This is a genomic window from Plantactinospora sp. B6F1, assembly GCF_040120695.1.
In the GTDB taxonomy this organism is placed as follows: domain Bacteria; phylum Actinomycetota; class Actinomycetes; order Mycobacteriales; family Micromonosporaceae; genus Plantactinospora.
Genome location: NZ_JBEEAC010000025.1, coordinates 24,394 through 41,029 on the forward strand (window position 1 = coordinate 24,394; position 16,636 = coordinate 41,029).

16 protein-coding genes are annotated in these 16,636 nt (G+C 73.1%); 7 read left to right on the forward strand and 9 right to left on the reverse strand.

Features of this window, described 5'->3' with window-relative positions; genetic code table 11:
- Positions 1–260: 260 nt before the first annotated feature.
- Entirely contained in the window at positions 261–1,805 is a 1,545-nt protein-coding gene (locus ABNF97_RS25595) for an FAD-dependent monooxygenase (RefSeq protein WP_349340075.1), read from the reverse strand.
- Between the two features lie 99 nt (positions 1,806–1,904).
- On the opposite strand from ABNF97_RS25595, the gene ABNF97_RS25600 reads away from it, so the two are divergent.
- Positions 1,905–2,522 (forward strand): TetR/AcrR family transcriptional regulator C-terminal ligand-binding domain-containing protein, encoded by a 618-nt coding sequence (locus tag ABNF97_RS25600; protein WP_130463548.1) that lies wholly within the window; start codon positions 1,905–1,907, stop codon positions 2,520–2,522.
- A gap of 180 nt (positions 2,523–2,702) precedes the next feature.
- Here the strand turns inward: ABNF97_RS25600 and ABNF97_RS25605 are convergent, their stop codons facing one another.
- Positions 2,703–3,269: a DUF6624 domain-containing protein gene (locus ABNF97_RS25605; protein ID WP_207230561.1), complete on the reverse strand. Its 567-nt coding sequence runs from the start codon at positions 3,267–3,269 to the stop codon at positions 2,703–2,705.
- A 96-nt stretch (positions 3,270–3,365) separates the two neighbouring features.
- On the opposite strand from ABNF97_RS25605, the gene ABNF97_RS25610 reads away from it, so the two are divergent.
- Entirely contained in the window at positions 3,366–4,682 is a 1,317-nt protein-coding gene (locus ABNF97_RS25610) for a family 43 glycosylhydrolase (protein ID WP_130463549.1), read from the forward strand.
- Positions 4,683–4,752: 70 nt separating this feature from the next.
- Here the strand turns inward: ABNF97_RS25610 and ABNF97_RS25615 are convergent, their stop codons facing one another.
- On the reverse strand, positions 4,753–5,202 hold the full coding sequence (locus ABNF97_RS25615; protein ID WP_349340076.1) for an FAS1-like dehydratase domain-containing protein: 450 nt from the start codon (positions 5,200–5,202) through the stop codon (positions 4,753–4,755).
- Positions 5,195–5,344 carry a hypothetical protein gene (locus ABNF97_RS25620; RefSeq protein WP_349340077.1) on the reverse strand — a complete coding sequence of 50 codons (150 nt, stop codon included), beginning with the start codon at positions 5,342–5,344 and terminating at the stop codon, positions 5,195–5,197. The genes ABNF97_RS25615 and ABNF97_RS25620 overlap by 8 nt, the downstream gene beginning before the upstream one ends.
- Positions 5,345–5,364: 20 nt before the next feature.
- Between ABNF97_RS25620 and ABNF97_RS25625 the strand changes: the two genes are divergently transcribed.
- The gene (locus ABNF97_RS25625; RefSeq protein ID WP_349340078.1) at positions 5,365–5,550 is read left to right on the forward strand and encodes a hypothetical protein; all 186 of its coding nucleotides are present in this window, start codon (positions 5,365–5,367) and stop codon (positions 5,548–5,550) included.
- Positions 5,551–5,602: 52 nt separating this feature from the next.
- On the opposite strand, the gene ABNF97_RS25630 is transcribed toward ABNF97_RS25625, so the two are convergent.
- Positions 5,603–6,262: a methyltransferase domain-containing protein gene (locus tag ABNF97_RS25630; RefSeq protein ID WP_130463561.1), complete on the reverse strand. Its 660-nt coding sequence runs from the start codon at positions 6,260–6,262 to the stop codon at positions 5,603–5,605.
- A 141-nt stretch (positions 6,263–6,403) separates the two neighbouring features.
- Between ABNF97_RS25630 and ABNF97_RS25635 the strand changes: the two genes are divergently transcribed.
- On the forward strand, positions 6,404–7,315 hold the full coding sequence (locus ABNF97_RS25635; RefSeq protein ID WP_130466094.1) for a helix-turn-helix domain-containing protein: 912 nt from the start codon (positions 6,404–6,406) through the stop codon (positions 7,313–7,315).
- Here ABNF97_RS25635 and ABNF97_RS25640 read toward each other — a convergent pair.
- Both ABNF97_RS25640 and ABNF97_RS25645 read right to left on the reverse strand, forming a co-directional pair.
- On the reverse strand, positions 7,285–7,932 hold the full coding sequence (locus tag ABNF97_RS25640; RefSeq protein WP_130463562.1) for a response regulator: 648 nt from the start codon (positions 7,930–7,932) through the stop codon (positions 7,285–7,287). The two genes, ABNF97_RS25635 and ABNF97_RS25640, sit on opposite strands and share 31 nt — an antisense overlap.
- Positions 7,929–9,122, reverse strand: coding sequence for a sensor histidine kinase (locus tag ABNF97_RS25645; protein ID WP_349340079.1), 1,194 nt, complete (start codon positions 9,120–9,122; stop codon positions 7,929–7,931). The genes ABNF97_RS25640 and ABNF97_RS25645 overlap by 4 nt, the downstream gene beginning before the upstream one ends.
- A 185-nt stretch (positions 9,123–9,307) precedes the next feature.
- Between ABNF97_RS25645 and ABNF97_RS25650 the strand changes: the two genes are divergently transcribed.
- Entirely contained in the window at positions 9,308–11,449 is a 2,142-nt protein-coding gene (locus ABNF97_RS25650; protein ID WP_349340080.1) for an MMPL family transporter, read from the forward strand.
- On the opposite strand, the gene ABNF97_RS25655 is transcribed toward ABNF97_RS25650, so the two are convergent.
- Entirely contained in the window at positions 11,436–12,824 is a 1,389-nt protein-coding gene (locus ABNF97_RS25655; protein WP_349340081.1) for an MFS transporter, read from the reverse strand. The two genes, ABNF97_RS25650 and ABNF97_RS25655, sit on opposite strands and share 14 nt — an antisense overlap.
- Positions 12,825–13,224: 400 nt before the next feature.
- Between ABNF97_RS25655 and ABNF97_RS25660 the strand changes: the two genes are divergently transcribed.
- Complete coding sequence (locus ABNF97_RS25660) at positions 13,225–14,214, forward strand: substrate-binding domain-containing protein (protein ID WP_130463566.1); 990 nt, start codon at positions 13,225–13,227, stop codon at positions 14,212–14,214.
- Positions 14,215–14,396: 182 nt separating this feature from the next.
- A complete protein-coding gene (locus tag ABNF97_RS25665; protein WP_130463567.1) occupies positions 14,397–15,311 on the forward strand; it encodes a cation diffusion facilitator family transporter in 915 nt (304 codons plus the stop codon).
- Positions 15,312–15,456: 145 nt separating this feature from the next.
- Here ABNF97_RS25665 and ABNF97_RS25670 read toward each other — a convergent pair whose 3' ends face one another.
- Complete coding sequence (locus tag ABNF97_RS25670) at positions 15,457–16,494, reverse strand: LacI family DNA-binding transcriptional regulator (RefSeq protein WP_349340082.1); 1,038 nt, start codon at positions 16,492–16,494, stop codon at positions 15,457–15,459.
- Positions 16,495–16,636 lie beyond the last annotated feature (142 nt).

The following is a 16,636-nucleotide window of genomic DNA, read 5'->3' on the forward strand; positions in this document are numbered from 1 at the left end:
GGTGCCGTCAGGCGATGACGTGTCAGGCGACGCCTCAGCCGCCCCGCCGACGAGCATCGGGTTGCCAATGGCCCGGCAACCACTCGGGTTGCCGGGATCACCGGCGGGCCCACGCACCCTACTATCGGAGAAGTTCCGGAAGATGTTATTGCTTACCCACGGCTACCATCGCCGCTGTGGCCCTGCCGGCCGCACGCTGGCGTGGCTGACACCCGGTTGGCGTCACGGGCCGCCGGCCAATGGAATCGGCCGCGTCCTGGTCAGCCGGTTCCGGACTGTAGCGCGTCGTCGAGCCACCGCCCGAGACGCGACGCCGCGGTACCGCTGCCGCGCCAGGCCAGGTGAGCGTCCGGCCGCACCAGCCAGCAGTCCTGCCGCTGGCGCGGATCGTCGGGAACGAGTCTCACGATCGGGTCGCCGAGGCGTTTGCGTGCCTCGGCGAGGTGCTGACCGGCCTCGCCGGCGGGGGCCAGGAGCGCCCAGCGCTTACCGAGTTCGGCGTGCAGGCGGGTGGGTGTGCCGTCGGGGCGGGTACACGCCAGGTCCGGGACGCGGTCGCCGGGCCGTGGCCGGCGACCCAGCCTGGACCCGGCACCTCGGGCCAGCGGGCCGCGCCGGTACGTCACCCACAGTTGGGACGCGAGCTGGCTGGCGCGACGCTGCACCGACGGCATCGCGGCGACCGGGACCAGCACTCGCTGGCGCAGGAACCGCATGAACGGACTGTCACCCACCTGCAGTCGGGTTGCCGTGGTGGTCTGTTTCAATACCTCGGTCGCCAACGGCCGCCGTTCGGCCTCGTAGGTGTCCAGCAACGCGTCCGAAGCCCTGCCGTGCGCGACCAGGGCGATCTTCCAGGCGAGGTTCTCCGCATCGCCCATCCCGGTGACCATGCCCTGCCCACCGAGCGGGCTGTGGATATGGGCCGCGTCTCCGACGAGGAAGATCCGACCCTGGCGATAGGTGTCGGCCAACCGGCGGTGCACCCGGAAGACCGACGTCCAGACCACGTCCTTGATCTGGATGTCGGTGTGTCCGGTGCGCTGCGGCAGCAGTTCGCGAAACCGTTCCAGGATCTCCTGCTCGCCCTGCCTGTCGTCGCCCGCCGGGTCGTAGGCCATCAGCCGCCACAGGTCGTCCGCGCGGCCAACCTCGCGCATCGGCACCGCGAACACCGGGCCGTCCCGGTGTGGCCAGCCGTGCCCCCCGGCCCGGTCGACCGGCCAGTCGGCGTGCACGTCGGCCAGGAGAAAGTGTTCGGTCAGGCGGGCGCCCGGAAAGCCTATTCCGGCCAGTTTGCGCACGGTACTGTGTGCCCCGTCGCAACCGGCGAGCCACCGACACCGCACCGCCGTACCGTTGCCGAGCACGCCGGTGACCGTGTGCTCGTCCTGGTTGACGTCGACCAGCGGGGTGCCCCAGTCAATGTCGACGCCGAGTTCCTTGAGCCGGCGCCGCAGTTCGGCCTCGACATCCGCCTGCGAGACGTACAGCGCGGGGCGGTCCGTTCCCAGGCCGACGTCACCGAACCGGACCGTCACCGCCGGCTGTCCATCGAGGTATTGCGTGATCGTCAGAGCCGTGAGCGAACGCTCCGGCAGGTCACCGAGACCGCCGAGCCGATCAAGCACCTCCACGCCCCGGGCGTGCAGGATGTTCGCCCGTGACGTCGAGGCCGGTCCCGAGGCGGCGTCCACCACCCGAACGGACACCCCGTGCAGGCGCAACGCGCACGCCAGCGCCAGGCCGGACGGCCCAGCACCGACCACCAGTACATCGGTGTCCACGTCCACCACGACCTCCACGACTGTCTCCTACACGCCGGAACGGTTCCGTTCCATTCACAGGCTAGTCAGCGACCGCGATGGAACGCAACTGTTCCGTTCCGTACTACACTCTGCGCGATGACCGAACCAATCCGAACGCGACCCGCGACCGGCGCGGCTGTGCTGCGGGAACGCGTCACCGACGCGATCACCGCGGCGGCTCTGGACGAGCTCGCCGAGTCAGGCTATGCCCGCATGTCCATGGAAGCGGTCGCTCGGCGCGCCCGCGTCGGCAAAGCCGCCATCTACCGACGCTGGCCCTCGAAACAGGTCATGGTCGAACAGATCGTCAGCGACCTCGCCCGCACCGCCGTCCCGATCCCCGACACGGGAAGCCTGCGCGACGACGTCAGCAGCTACGTCGCGCACGCCACCGCACTCAGGGAGGATCTGCGTACCACCCGCGTCATCGCCGACCTGAGCGTCGAAGCGATCCGTAACCCCCAGTTGGCGCAAGCCTTCTCCGCTGCGCTGCGTGAACCCCGCCGTGTCGCCGGAGCAACGATGCTCCACCGGGCCATCGATCGAGGAGAACTCCCGGTGGACCTCGACGCCGACCTCGCGTTGGACTGCCTCATCGGCCTCACGTACGCGCGCCCGCAATCCCTCACCGCCTCCGGCGAACTCGCCGACCCGTACCAGCAACAACGACTTGTCGACGTCATCCTCACCGCACTGGCCGCCTGCCACCGATAGCGGGCTATCAGCCTCAGCCGTGCTCTTCGGAGCCGCGCACCTGGCCGGCTTCCCGTCCGGCCGTCGGCATGGTCATGGCCGGAACCTGGGGGATCTGGTTCGTCGACGGCTCGTTCGGCTGGCTCTCCTGGCAGACGGTGCCACGGTCAGCGCTGGTCCTGCTCGCCCTCGCCGTACCGCCTACCGCTCCACCTCCGGCGAGGACGACGGTGTGGAGGACGGCGCGGCGGAGAGGTCCCGGGACCGCAGCTGCCGGGCGTACTCGGCCAGGGGTTCGAGCCCGACATCGCGGCGACGGGCGTCCACTCCGGCGGGATCCTCGATCGGCCGTGGCTGGAGGTCGCCCTCGCCGTCCGGGCCGTACCAGAACTGGGTGCCGTAGAGCTGCGGCCGCCCCTCGGCCAGCCGGGTGCGGTCGGTCAGGTACGCCAGGTGCGCCGGCTCCGCCTCCCCCGCCCGGACCGCTTCGGCAAGCAGGGACAGACAGCGGCGCTGGAACCCGGGATCGAGGTCCGCGTGCTGCGCGAGCAGCCAGGCGGCGACCGACGCCTCCTCACCCACCTCGCTGCGGCGGGGCCAGCCGTGCCGGTCGAGCAGCGCGGCCAACCACGCCGTGTTGTCGACGTCCACCGCCTCGATCCGGGCCCGGACCTCCGGGTCGACCTCGCGGCCAGTTGCCTCGGCGCGGGCCCGCTGGTCACTGTCCATCCGCGCGACCAACTCGGCCCCGAGCGCAGCGTCCGGCATCTCCCCAGCATCGTCGAACCCAGGGCAAGGTCACCACCGCCGACTCCGCCGTGGAGAAATCCTTCACGTACGGGATCGGGGAAGTTAGAATTTTCTATGCTCCGAGGTCTCGCTCTCGCGGTCGCCGCGCTCGCGGCCAGCCCAGTGCTCGTCACCCCCGGGGTCGCCACCGCCGCGACGACACCGGCCGCGCTCGTCATCGGCAGCGGCTTCCCCGATCCGGACGTGATCAGGCACGGCACCACCTACTACGCGTACTCGACCAACAGCGCCCACGGGAACGTCCCGGTCGCCACGGCCAGTTCCCTGGCCGGACCGTGGACCCGGCGGCCGGACGCGCTGCCGAATCTCGGCGCCTGGGCCAGCGGCGGCCTGACCTGGGCACCGGACGTCTCGGCCCGGGCCGACGGCACGTTCCTGCTCTACTACACCGCCCGGAGCCGGGCCGTCGGACGGCAGTGCATCGGGGCTGCGGTCGCCACCTCCCCGCTGGGCCCGTTCAGCCCGGTCGGCACCGCACCGCTGGTCTGCAACGGCGGCGAGGGCGGAGACATCGACGCGTCGAGTTTCGTCGACGACACCGGCGTGCGCTACCTGCTCTACAAGGACGACGGCAACGCGATCGGGCAGCCGACCAGCCTCTGGCTGCAACGGGTCGCCGCCGACGGGCTGACCATGCAGGGCTCCCGGGTCGAACTGCTGCGCAACGACCGCCCGGAGGAGGCCGGCGTGATCGAGGCGCCGGTGCTGACCAGGGTCGGCTCCCGCTACGTGCTGTTCTACTCGCTCGGCGGCTACGGCGGCGCCGGATACCAGACCAGCTACGCCACCTCGACCTCGCTGACCGGCCCGTACACCAAGGCGTACCGGTCACTGATCACCACCGCGACCACCGACGGGCACGTCACCGGCCCCGGCGGCGCCGACGTGCTGCGCGAGCCCGGTGGCGACTCCATCGTCTTCCACGGCTGGCTGCCCGGGAACACCGCCCGGGGCATGTACGTGGCGGCGCTCGGCTGGAGCGGCGGATATCCCGTGGTCCGGGGCAGCAGGGTCCGCTACGAAGCCGAGCGCGGCGTACTGCACAACTGTGCCGTACGCAGCACCGCGAGCGCCTCCCAGGGCCAGGTGGTGGCGTACCTCGACCATCCGGACAGCTGGGTCGAGGTGAGCGTCTTCGCCCCACGGGCCGGCGGCTACACCGCGTACCTCAGCTATGCCGCCGGGTACGGCGACGCCCAGCACACGCTGACGGTGAACGGCGGCGCCAGCCAGGTCGTCGACTATCCGAACTCCGGGTGGGAGAACTGGCGGCAGGTGGCGGTCAGCGTCACCCTCGCCGCCGGCCTCAACACCCTGCGGCTGAACCATCGCAGCCGGTGGGCGGAACTCGACCACATCGAGATCGCCTAGGCCGCCTCGAACGCCGCGCCCACCTCGCCGGTACGCATCGCCGGGACGAGCCGGCGCAGCGCGTCGACGGTCATCGGCGTCGGGTTGTTCGCCCGCGGATACTCGGCGGCGCAGCGCCGGGCGATCCGGTCGTCGGCGTCCTCGCCGATCCTGAGCCGGCCCGGCGGTACACCGTCTCGATGGTGTACAGCTCCAGCCGGCCGGTCCGGCCGCTCTTGACCTCGGCGTCGACCACCGTGGAGGTGCGTTCGAGCGCGTCGCCGACGCGTACCTCGGCCAGCCAGCGGCAGGCGTTCCCGCCGTTGAGCCGGGCGGGCGCGTCGGGGACGCCGAGGGCGAAGGCGTCGACGTACTGGGCGCTGAGGAAGGACGGTGGCACCAGTTCGGGCCGGTCGCCGGCCGGCAGATAGGGGTGCTGGGCGAGGCCGGACACCTCGCGGACCCGCTCGGCCCGCCAGCGTTCGCAGGTGAAGGGCGCCCAGCCGGTGCTGTTGCCGACGATCGCCGACGGGTCACGCATCGGGGCCTCCCGCCGCGGTGCGCTCCTCGTCCAGCCAGCTCGCTTCGCGCAGCGCGCTGCGGACCTGCGGGGCGATCGGCTGGTCGAGTTCCTCGTTGATGTGCGCGAGCAGCTTCCAGCGGCCCCGGCAACAGTTCGCCAATCTCCCTGACGCCGGCCGGAATGCGCACCTACAAGGGTCTGATCGCCGCGGCGCGGGCCCGGAACACCGCCTTCCTCGCGGCCCTCACCGAGGACGAGATCGTCCATCTCAACAGCGCACTGGAAAAGCTGGCAACCCTTGCGATCGGCATGGAGCGGGCCGGACCGGACCACGACGGCAGAACAGCCGCGACGATCACCGGCTGACGATTTCCGACCCGATACCTGTCGTGCGGGACCTACCTCGGCCCGGTAGAAGTCACCCGCGCTGGCGTGCCTCGGCCCGGTAGAAGACGTACCGGCCGAACCAGGCCCTGCCCCGACCGTTCTCCGCGACGCCGGTCAGGCCGGCGTCGGCCAGCGCGGCCAGTACCCGCTCGGGGAGGCTGCCCATCACCCGGGGATTGCGGTGCAGGCGGCCCGGGCCGTGCCCGGACGGCGTGCCGTCGATGTCGACCACGTGCAGTTCACCACCGGGTCGCAGCACCCGGCCGACCTCACGCAGCGCGGGTATCCGGTCCTCCTCGGCCAGGTGGTGCAGCATGAACGCGGATAGGACCCGGTCGAAGCCGCCGTCGGGCAGCGGCAGTTCGTCGGCGAACGCCCGCTCGTACCGGATCGGCAGCCTGCTCCGGGTCGCCTTGCGACGGGCGCGGCGCAGCGCGGCCGGGTCCGGATCGATGCCCACCGCCTCGACGTCCGGGACGCGGCGCCCGAGCGCCCGCAGGAGATTGCCGGTCCCGCAGCCGATTTCCAGGATCCGCTGGCCGGGCCGCAGATCCGCCCGGTCCAGAAGCTGCCCGTGCACGCGTCCGACGCCCGCCAGCCGGATGAACGGGTCGTAGAGGGGAAGCAGCCAGTCCTTGCCCATGGCGGGCAGGTAGGAACGCTCGTGGTCGGTGTGGGAGTGTCCCATCATGTCACGCTCCGATATCCGATGAAGTTCAGTCGTACTCTCAGCGTCATGAGCCGCGACGCAACGGACAATGGCGAAACTGTGGGCCGGATGCGACAAACTTCGGTTCCACCGTCCCGGACCGTCGGAGTGACCGGCCAGGGGGTGCCGGTCATCGGGTTCGGCCACGTACCCGGAACCGTCCCGGTCGCGGTGGCCCGGGTCCCGCACCGCATGCCGGCCGCCGACCCGGCCACCGACGGCACGCACACCCACGACTTCCTGGTGCTCTTCTACGCGCATCGGGCCGACGGGACGGTGCTGATCGACGGCCGGACCTGGGCGGTGACCGACGGCGACCTGTTCGTCATCGCCCCGGGCCAGGTCATCTCGGTCGGTCACCCGTTCGAGGAGGTCGCCACCGACGGCTGGACCGTGTGGTTCCCGGCCGACGTGGTACGGCCGGGAATGTCCGGGGCCTACTCGTCGTGGCGGACCCACCCGTTGCTCTTCCCGTTCGCCCGGGGCACGGAACGGGCGCAGCGGCTGCGCATCCCGCCGGCCGACCGGGCGGGCTGGGTCGAGCGGTTCGCCGCGCTGGACGCCGAGTTGCGGGCCCGGCGCGACGGTCACCAGGAGGCCGCCCTCGCCCACCTGACCCTGTTGCTCGTGGCCGCGGCCCGGCTCCCGACCGGCGTCGCCGACCAGCTCAGGTCCGCGGACGAGCCGCTGCTCGCGGCCGTCTTCGACGTCATCGAGCAGCGCTACCACGAGACCATCTCGCTCGCCGACGTCGCCGCCGAACTCGCGCTCACCGCCGGGCACCTGACCACCGTGGTACGCCGGAAGACCGGCCGGACCGTCCAGCAGTGGATCGCGCAGCGCCGCATGCGGCAGGCGCGTCTGCTGCTCGGCGAAACCGACCTGACCGTGGCCGCGATCAGCCGTCGGGTCGGCTATCCCGACGTCAGCTACTTCATCAAACGCTTCCGGGCCGAGCACGGGGTGACCCCGGTCCAGTGGCGCGACGCCGCGCCCGTTCCGGGTCAGCGTTCCGGGACGATGCCGGCGTCGTAGGCCCGGACGATGGCGCCGGCCCGGTCCCGGACGCCGAGCTTGAGGAAGATCGCCGAGACATGCCCCTTCACGGTCCGCTCGCTCAGATGCAGCGAGGCGGCGATCTCGACATTGTTCGCGCCCGACGCCACCAGGCGGAGCACCTCCAGCTCACGGCCGGTCAACGCGGCAACCGAGGAGGCCGGCCGGCCGGCGCGCCGGCCCCGGACCAGCGCCAGTACCCGCGCGGCGACCTGCGGGTCGAACCACGAGCCGCCCCGGGCGGTGACCCGGATCGCGCCGACCAGCTCCGCCGCGGGCGCGTCCTTCAACACGAACCCGGCCGCGCCGGCCTCGACAGCACCCCAGAGCACCTCGTCGTCCCCGAACGTGGTCAGCGCCAACACCGGCGGCGCGTCCGCCGCGCCGGCCAGTCGCCGGGTCGCCTCGATCCCGTCCAGCACCGGCATCCGGATGTCCATCAGTACCACGTCCGGGACCAACCGGCCGGCGAGGTCGACCCCGGCCCGGCCGTCGGCCGCCTCCCCCACGATGGCGAGGTCGTCGTGGGCCGACAGGATCAGCCGGAGTCCCGCCCGGACGAGTTCCTGGTCGTCGACGAGCACGAGCCGGATCACCCGGGCACCTCCACGCCGGTACGGCGCATCGGCAGCGACGCCTCGACCAGCCAACCGTCGCCGTCCGGGCCGGCCGACACGGTGCCGCCGAGCGCGTCGACCCGCTGGCGCATGCCGTCCAGCCCGGTACCGCCACTCCGACCGGCCGGACCGGCTGTCCGGGGCGGGCCGGGTGTTCGCGGCGGGGCGGGTGTTCGCGGCGGGGCGCCGTTGCGTACCGACACGGCGAGATGGTCGGGGCGCCGGACGATCCGGACCACCGCCTCGGCCCCGGGGGCGTGGTGCCGCACGTTGCTGACCGCCTCCTGCACGATCCGGAACGCGGCGAGCCCGGTGTAGGTGTCGACGGACCCGAGGTCGCCGACCAGCTCGGTGCGGACCGGCAGGCCGGCCTCGGCCGCATCCCGGACGAGGGCTTCGATGTCCGCCGCACCGGGCGCCGGCGGTTGCGCGCCACCGCTCTCGGCGGGATCGCGCAGCAGGCCGACGATCGCCCTTACGGACCGCAGGCTGTCCCGGCCGACCCGCTCGGCCCGGTCCAGCGCCTCGGCCGCCGCCGCCGGGTCGCGGTCCAGCACCTGCCGGGCACCGACCAGGTTGAGCAGTACGACGGTGAGCCCGTGCCCGATCGCGTCGTGCACGTCGTGCGCGATCCGGCGGCGCTCGGCCGCGGCGGCGGCGACGTCGAGCCGGTCCTGCGCCTCGGTCAGCGCGGCGACGAGCCGCCGTTCCCGCCGGAGGACTCGGCCGATCAACCAGGTGAACAGCGTCCCGGTGCCGAAGAACACGACGGCGGGATAGTCCTCGCGCCACTCGCCGTCGACCGCGACCAGCGCCACCGGGATGGCGGCCGTGCCGACCACTGCCACCGTCTCAGCCGCCCATGACCGGCCCGTCGCCGCCAGCCAGGCCACCGCGAGCATGGCCAGGAAGACGGCGCCGGGGGCGTCGTACCAGAAGGTGACCAGCGCCGGCACGCCGACGCCGAGCGCCGCCACCGGCCACGGCCCGACCCGGACCTGGCCGGCCAGCAGCGCCCAGGGCAGCAGGGCGACGACGAGCGTGCCGACCAGGCCGACGGTGATGCCGGTGGTCAGGAAGACGAGCAGCGCCGCGGCCAGGGCCGCGAGCGGAAACGCCAGCCCGGTGCCGAACGAGTCGCCCCAGGCCCGCAGCCCCGTCTGCTCCACGCCCGCAGACTACCGCCGGGCCGGCCCGGGACACCCCGTCCCGGGGTACGCCCCGACCCCGGACCCCGGTACGGGTCGATCCGGCCGGCGGCCCCGGACCGAAGCGTTCGTCGGTCCGATGTGGCCGGACCGGCCCGGAACCGACGATTGCGACAGCCCTGTCCCACCAACCCCAGGAGATCGCCGTGTTCCGCAGACTCGGTCACTTCGTCGTCCACCGTCGCCGGCTGGTACTGGCACTGACCGTTCTCTTCGTCGTCGCCGCCGGTGCCGCCGGGTCCGGGGTCTTCAGCCGGCTCGGCGGGGGCGGCTTCGCGGACCCGGACGCCGAGTCGACCCGGGCCGAAGCCTTCCTGACCGAGATCGGCGCCCCCCGGCCCGAACTCGTGCTGCTGGTCGAGGCCGCCGACGGGTTGGAGGATCCGGCGGTGGCGGCGGCCGGTGCCGCGCTGACCGGTGAACTCGCCGACGATCCCGGAGTGCTCGGGATCACCTCGTACTGGTCGACGGGCGGGCGGCCGGCGCTGCGCTCGACCGACGGCAACGCGGCGCTCGTCGTGGTCGACCTCGCCGGAGACGAGGAGCAGGTCGAGGCGGCGGCGGCCGGCATCGCGGCGCGGTACGCCGGAGACCGCGGCCCGCTCACCATCCGGGTGGGCGGCGGGTACGCGATCGACCAGGCCATCGGCGAACAACTCGACAGCGACCTGGTTCGGGCCGAGTTGATCGCGGTCCCCGCGACGCTGCTCCTGCTGCTGGTCGTCTTCGGCGGGATCGTGGCGGCGACACTGCCGCTGGCCGTCGCGGTGATCGCGGTGCTCGGCGCGTTCCTCGCACTGTTCGGGATCACGCAGCTCACCGAGGTCTCGGTCTACTCGATCAACCTGATGACCGGGCTCGGGTTCGGGCTGGCGATCGACTACTCGCTGTTCATCCTGAGCCGGTTCCGGGAGGAGTTGGCCGCCGGCCGGCCGACGTACGAGGCGGTGGTGCGGACGGTCAGGACCGCCGGCCGTACGGTGGCGTTCTCGGCGCTCACCGTGGCCGTCTCGCTCTCGGCGCTGCTGGTCTTCCCGCTGTCCTTCCTGCGCTCGTTCGCCTACTCCGGGGTCGCGGTGGTGGTCTGCGCGGCGGCCGGGGCCCTGCTGACCCTGCCAGCCCTGCTCGCGGTCCTCGGGCCGAGGGTGAACGCGGGGTCGCTGCGGTCACGTCGCCCTGCCCCGGTCCGGCCGGGCCACTCGACCGGGCTCTCGACCAGCCCGGGCTTCTGGTACCGGCTCGCCAACGCGGTGATGCGCCGGCCGGTACCGGTCGCGACCGGAGTGGTGGTCTTCCTGCTGGCGCTCGGCGTCCCCTTCCTCCGGGTCGACCCGGGGCTGCCGTCGCACCAGGCGCTGCCGCCGTCGAGCGAGGCCCGGCAGGTCGTCGAGGCGATCGAGACCGGGTTCGCCGGCAACCGGACCGAGGAGTTCGGGATCGCCCTGCCCGGCGTCGACGCCGACGGCGCGGACGCCGCAGCCGTGACGATCTTCGCCGGCCAGGTCGGCGCGCTCGACGGGGTCGTCGAGGTGACCCCGCACGCCGCGCCGGCCGGCGCCTGGCTGAGCGTGGTGCCCTCCGTCGTGCTGCGCTCCGCCGAGGGCGAGCGGCTCGTCGAGGAGATCCGGGCGCTGGACCCGCCCTTCGACTTCGGCGTCGGCGGCGACGCGGCCGAACTCGTGGACGCCAAGGCCGCGATCGGCGACCGGCTGCCGCTGGCGCTGGCGCTCATCGCGGCGGCCACCGCGATACTGCTCTTCGCCGTCTTCGGCAGCATCCTGGTCCCGGTCAAGGCGATCCTGCTGAACCTGCTGTCGCTGACCGCGACCTTCGGCGCGATGGTGTGGATCTTCCAGGAGGGAAATCTCTCCGGGATCCTCGGCTTCACCGCCACCGGCCAGCTCGACGTGTCGATGCCGATCCTGATGTTCTGCGTCGCGTTCGGGCTGTCGATGGACTACGAGGTCTTCCTGCTCTCCCGGATCAGGGAGGAGTACGACCGCACCGGCGACAACGTCCGGGCGATCGCCACCGGGCTGGCCAGGACCGGCCGACTGATCACGGCCGCGGCCGTACTGCTGGCCGTCTCGTTCGCCGCCTTCGCGGTCAGCGGCATGAGTTTCCTGAAGCTGATGGGGATCGGCCTGACCCTGGCCATCCTGGTGGACGCCACCATCATCCGTGGACTGCTCGTGCCGGCCGTGATGCGGCTCGCCGGCCGGGCCAACTGGTGGGCGCCCGCCCCGCTGCGGCGCCTCCACCAGCGCTGGCACGTCAAGGAGAGCTGACCGGCGCCGACCGGTCGGCGGGCCCGTCCCGGCCGTCGACCGGTTCGGCCCGGCTGCGGACCGGTTCGGCCCAGCTGTCAACCGGTTCGGCCCAGCTGTCAACCGGTTCGGCGCCGGGGACGGAGAGGCAGCCTCCGTCGTCGTCCTGCTGTTCGGCCCGCGCCTCGGCGGGCGGGCGGGTGGCCGGCGCCAGGAGGAGTGCGGGGAGCAGGAGCAGCGGCACCACCAGCAGGGCCCGGAGGCTGCCGACCCGGTCGCCGAGCAGGCCGACCAGGGGCGGCCCGGCCAGGAAAGCGGTGTAGCCGATCGCCGCCACCACGCTGACCCGGGCGGCGGCCCGGTCCTCCTGGTCGGCCGCCGCGCTCATCCCCGTCGGGAAGCCGAGTGAGGTGCCCAGCCCCCAGAGCAGCACCCCGGCCAGCGCCAGCGGCCACGAACCGGCCAGTACCGCCACGGTGGCGCCGATCGCGGCCAGCATGATGGTGCCGAGCAGCACGGGTACCCGACCCCAGCGGTCCAGCGCGACCGTGCCGACGGTGCGGCCGATCGTCATCGCCGCGACGAAGACCCCGAACGCCAGCGCGCCGACGGCGTCGGTCACCCGGTGTCCGTCCACGAAGGCCAGTGCCAGCCAGTCGTTGGCGGTCCCCTCGGTGAAGGCCATCACCAGGAGTAGCAGGCCGATCAGCAGGGTACGCGGCTCGCGCCAGGCGGCCAGCGCGCCGGCGGCCCGGTTGGGGCCGGTCGCCGGATCGGGCCGCGGGACGGCGCGGCGCGGCAGGAACGACCGGACCGCGGGCAGCGTACCGGCGAGCATCACGGCGGCGGCCAGCCCCAGGTGCAGCCCGATCGGTACGCCGAAACGGGCGCTGCCGGCCCCGGCGATCGCCCCGGCCACGGTGCCGAGGCTCCAGGCGGCGTGGAACCGGGGCATCACGGTGCGGCCGAGCCGCCGTTCGACCGCCGCCGCCTCGACGTTCATGGCGACGTCGCAGGTGCCGGAGCCGTAGCCGACGGCGAACAGCCCTACCGCGACGGCGGGTACCGCGTGCCAGCTTCCGGCGGCGATCCCGGCCAGCGCCAGTCCGAGCGCTGCCAGCACGGCCGAGGCGCCGACCGTGCGGGCGGTGCCCAGCCGCTGGGTCAGCATCCCGGCGACCGGCAGCGCCAGCAGCGCGCCGGCGGAGAGCGCCAACAGCAGCAGGCCCAACCGTCCCGGGGTGAGCCCGAGTGCGTCCCGGGCCGCCGGCACGCGGGCGAACCAGGAGGCGACGGCCAGCCCGTTGAGTCCGAAGACCACGGCGACGCCGGTCCGGGCGGTAAGGACCTCCCTCGGTACGACCGATGGCCGGACGCTGCCGGCGGACGTGTTCACCTGGTGACCTCCGCTTCTCGGCTTCCCGCACGACCCGCACCGTCCCGGGAAGGGTCCACTGATCGCACCCCTGGGACCGCTCTCGACACAAGCCGGAAACGGCGGACATGGCGCTCGTCCCGCCCCGCCGCCCGGAAACAGCGGGGAGGCCGCCCGGAAACAGCGGGGAGGCCGCCCGGAAACAGCGGGGAGGCCGCCTGGAAACAGCGGGCATGCCGGGCGCAAACGGCGGGCCGGCGGGCCGGCTCGGCTCGGCGGCTTGGCCGGGGCGGTCGCGCCGTTGCGGCCACGACCGGTTAGCCGACGCATAGCTCGCGGGTGCATCATTTGCCCATGCGTCAGCCTGGTCGTTACGTCGCCGCCCCACCATGCCCGTGTCCGGTCGCGCCGGGGAGCCGGCGTGCCTAGCCGCCCCCCGCGCCGAGCCACCCTGGAGGACGTGGCCCGGGCCGCCGGAGTCTCCCGGTCCACCGCCTCCCGGGTCATCGCCGGATACGGCGCCGCCTCCGAGACCGCCCGGGACCGGGTCGTCGCGGCCGCCACGCAGCTCGGCTACGCGCCCGACCCGGCGGCCCGAGCCCTGGCCACCGGCGCCGGAGTGCGCCTGGTCGTGGCGGTGGCCGGCGCGGTGCCGACGGTGCTGCACGACCCGTACGTCGACCGGGTGGTGCGGGCCGTCGCCGAGGTCTGCGCGCGCCGGGACGTCGGGGTCGCCCTGGAGTGGCTGCCGCTGCACGCGCCCGCCCGACTGCGGCAGCTGGCCGAGGACCGTGGCGTCCGCGGGGTGCTGATGATCAACACTACCGAACTGATCCTGGAGGCGGTGCCGACCGCGCTGGAGGGTCGCGCGGTGTCGATCGGCATCGGCGCCCGGAACGTACCGTCGTTCGACGTCGACAACGGCGGCGCGGGCCGGACCATCGTCGAGCACCTGCTCGCCTCGGGACGCCGCCGGATCGCGATGATCAGCGGCCCGGAGTGGATGCCCTGCACCCGGCGGCCCGTCACCGCATACCACGAGGTGATGCGCGCGGCGGGGCTGCCGAGCCGGTTGGTGCCGGGCGACTTCACCGCCGGCGGCGGCCAGGCCGCGATGCTGACGATCCTGGATCGCTGGCCGGACACCGACGCGGTCTTCGCCAACAGTGACGCGATGGCGCTCGGGGTGCTGGCGGTGCTGCGGCGGCGCGGGATCGACGTGCCGGGCGACATCGCGGTGGCCGGCTTCGACGACGTGCCGTTCGCCGCGCTGAGCGCGCCGACCCTGACCACCGCGAGCCATCCGGTCGAGGAGATCGCCACGGCGGCCGCGATGGCGGTACTCGACCGGGCCTGGGTTCCGCCGGCCACCGCGTACCCGTCCGAGCTGATCCTCCGGGAGAGCGCCTGACGGGTCCGGTCGCCGGTGAGCGAGGCGGGTGACCAGGGGTTACCCGGCGCTCGTCGGCACCGGCCAGCACCGGCATCGGCATCGGCATCGGCATCGGCATCGGCATCCAGTTTCAACTTGCACACATTGCAATGTCCGCATATTTTGTCTCCCGACGACCTCGACGGCGGGAGGCTGGACAGATGGGCGCGGGCCACGACCACGGCGGCCAGGCGATACGGGCCGGCGAGCGCCACCGCCGGCCGCTCTGGGCGGCGGTGGCCGTCCTCGGCAGCGTCCTGCTGCTCGAGGCGGGCGCGGCCTGGTGGACCGGCTCGCTGGCGCTGCTCTCCGACGCCGGGCACATGTTCACTGACGTGCTCGGCATCGGGCTGGCCCTGGCCGCGATCACCGCCGCCACCCGGGCGGCCCGACACGGCCAACGCACCTTCGGGCTCTACCGGCTCGAGGTGCTCGCCGCCCTGGCCAACGCCGTCCTCCTCTCCGGTGTGGCGATCTTCGTGATCGTCGAGGCGTTACGCCGGATCGACGACCCGCCGCAGGTGCTGGCCGGGCCGATGCTGGCGGTCGCCGTCGTGGGCCTGGCCGCCAACATCGTGGCGTTCCTGCTGCTGCGCGCCGGTGCCAGGGAGAGCCTCAACGTCCGGGGCGCCTATCTGGAGGTGCTCGGCGACCTGCTCGGCTCGGTCGGGGTGATCGTCGCCGCCGTCGTCATCGCCACCACCGGCTGGCGCTACGCCGACCCGCTCGTCGCGGTCGCCGTCGGCCTGTTCATCCTCCCCCGGACCTGGCAACTGGCCCGGGTCGCGGTACGGGTACTGGTGCAGGCCGCGCCGCCGCACATCGACGTCGCCGCCGTGGCGACCAGCCTGACCGAGGTACCCGGAGTCGCCGGAGTGCACGACCTGCACGTCTGGACCCTGACCTCCGGGATGGACGTCGCCTCCGCACACCTCGCGCTGGCTCCCGGCGCCGACGTCGCTCCGGTGCTCGCCGCCGCGCGCGCCCGGCTGCACGACGGTTTCGGCATCGACCACTGCACCCTGCAGATCGAGCCGCCCACCACGCACAAGGTGTGTCAGGACGCGGACTGGTGACGGCGGCGGATCGAGCCGGCCGGCAGAGGCGTCGGAGCGGCCGGCACCGAGACGGCCCGCGGGGCGGCCGGCACACAGTGTGGCGAGGCGGCGGGGGCCCGAGACGGCGGGGCGGCCGGTACCGAGACGGCGGGGCGGCCGGTGCTCAGTCCGGCTGTCGGGGTGGCGCGGTGCTCTCCCGGACGACCAGCTCGGTGACGAGGTCGATCCGGGTGGTCGACAGTTCCGCACCCCGGGCCAGATCGAGCAGCATCTGCGTCGCGGTGCCGGCCATGTCGCGCAGCGGCTGGTTGATCGTGGTGAGGGCGGGGCCGATCCAGGAGGCCACCGGCAGGTCGTCGTAGCCGATCACCGAGAGATCCGTCGGCACCTCCAGGCCGAGCTGCCGGGCGGCGCGGAGCACCCCCAGGGCCTGCATGTCGGAGCCGGCGAAGATCGCGGTGGGCCGGTCCGGACGGGTCAGCAGCTCCATCCCGTGCTGGTAGCCGGCGTGCGCGGAGAACATGCCGTACCGGACCAGCGTGGGGTCGACCGGGATGCCGGCGTCGTCGTGCGCGGAGCGGAAGCCTGCGGTCCGGGCCCGGCTGCACAGCACGTCCTCGGGACCGGAGACACAGGCGACCCGGCGGTGGCCCAGCTCCAGCAGGTGCCGGGTGGCGAGCAGCCCACCGTTCCAGTTGTTGGAGCCGACGGTCGGCACCGAGGCCGAGGTCGCGCTGTCCGTGTCGACCACCACCAGCGGGATCGACCGGCGCTGGAGCTGCTGCAGCTGCGGCTCGGTCAGGTGGCAGAGCACCAGCAGCACGCCGAGCGGCCGGCGCAGCAGCACCCCCTCCAGCCACTGCTGCGAGGGCCGGTGCCGGCCGCCCAACTGGGACAGCACCACATCGACCTTGGCGGCTTCGGTGACCGCCTGCACCCCGTGGATGATCTCGGTCGCCCAGCCCGAGGCCAGCTCGTGGAAGACCAGGTCCATCTGCTCCACCTCGGTCGACTGGCGCTTCGCGCGGCGTCGGTACCGATGCCGTTCGAGACTGGCCTCGACCCGGGCCCGGGTCTCGGGCGCCACGTCCGAGCGGCCGTTGAGCACCTTGGAGACGGTCGTCAGGGAGACCCCGACCTCGTCGGCGATGGTCGCGATCGTCGCGGCACCGGTACCGACGATCCGCCGGGATCTCGTCATCGACAGCCTCCGCAACTATCCGAAACTTTCGGTGCGAAACCTTAACACCGGGATGACCGACCGTGGTTCGATCTTGCGGTGGGCTTCGACTGACCCTCCGGGCCACTCCGGGCACGATATGCGATCAGGTCGCCGATCCAGC

Excerpts from the sequence above, each read along its gene's own strand:
- ABNF97_RS25670 (WP_349340082.1), bottom strand. The coding sequence starts at position 16,494 with ATGACGAGATCCCGGCGGATCGTCGGTACCGGTGCCGCGACGATCGCG.
- ABNF97_RS25665 (WP_130463567.1), top strand. The coding sequence starts at position 14,397 with ATGGGCGCGGGCCACGACCACGGCGGCCAGGCGATACGGGCCGGCGAG.
- ABNF97_RS25615 (WP_349340076.1), bottom strand. The coding sequence starts at position 5,202 with ATGCGTGACCCGTCGGCGATCGTCGGCAACAGCACCGGCTGGGCGCCC.
- ABNF97_RS25610 (WP_130463549.1), top strand. The coding sequence starts at position 3,366 with ATGCTCCGAGGTCTCGCTCTCGCGGTCGCCGCGCTCGCGGCCAGCCCA.
- ABNF97_RS25605 (WP_207230561.1), bottom strand. The coding sequence starts at position 3,269 with ATGCCGGACGCTGCGCTCGGGGCCGAGTTGGTCGCGCGGATGGACAGT.
- ABNF97_RS25630 (WP_130463561.1), bottom strand. The coding sequence starts at position 6,262 with ATGATGGGACACTCCCACACCGACCACGAGCGTTCCTACCTGCCCGCC.
- ABNF97_RS25600 (WP_130463548.1), top strand. The coding sequence starts at position 1,905 with ATGACCGAACCAATCCGAACGCGACCCGCGACCGGCGCGGCTGTGCTG.
- ABNF97_RS25625 (WP_349340078.1), top strand. The coding sequence starts at position 5,365 with ATGCGCACCTACAAGGGTCTGATCGCCGCGGCGCGGGCCCGGAACACC.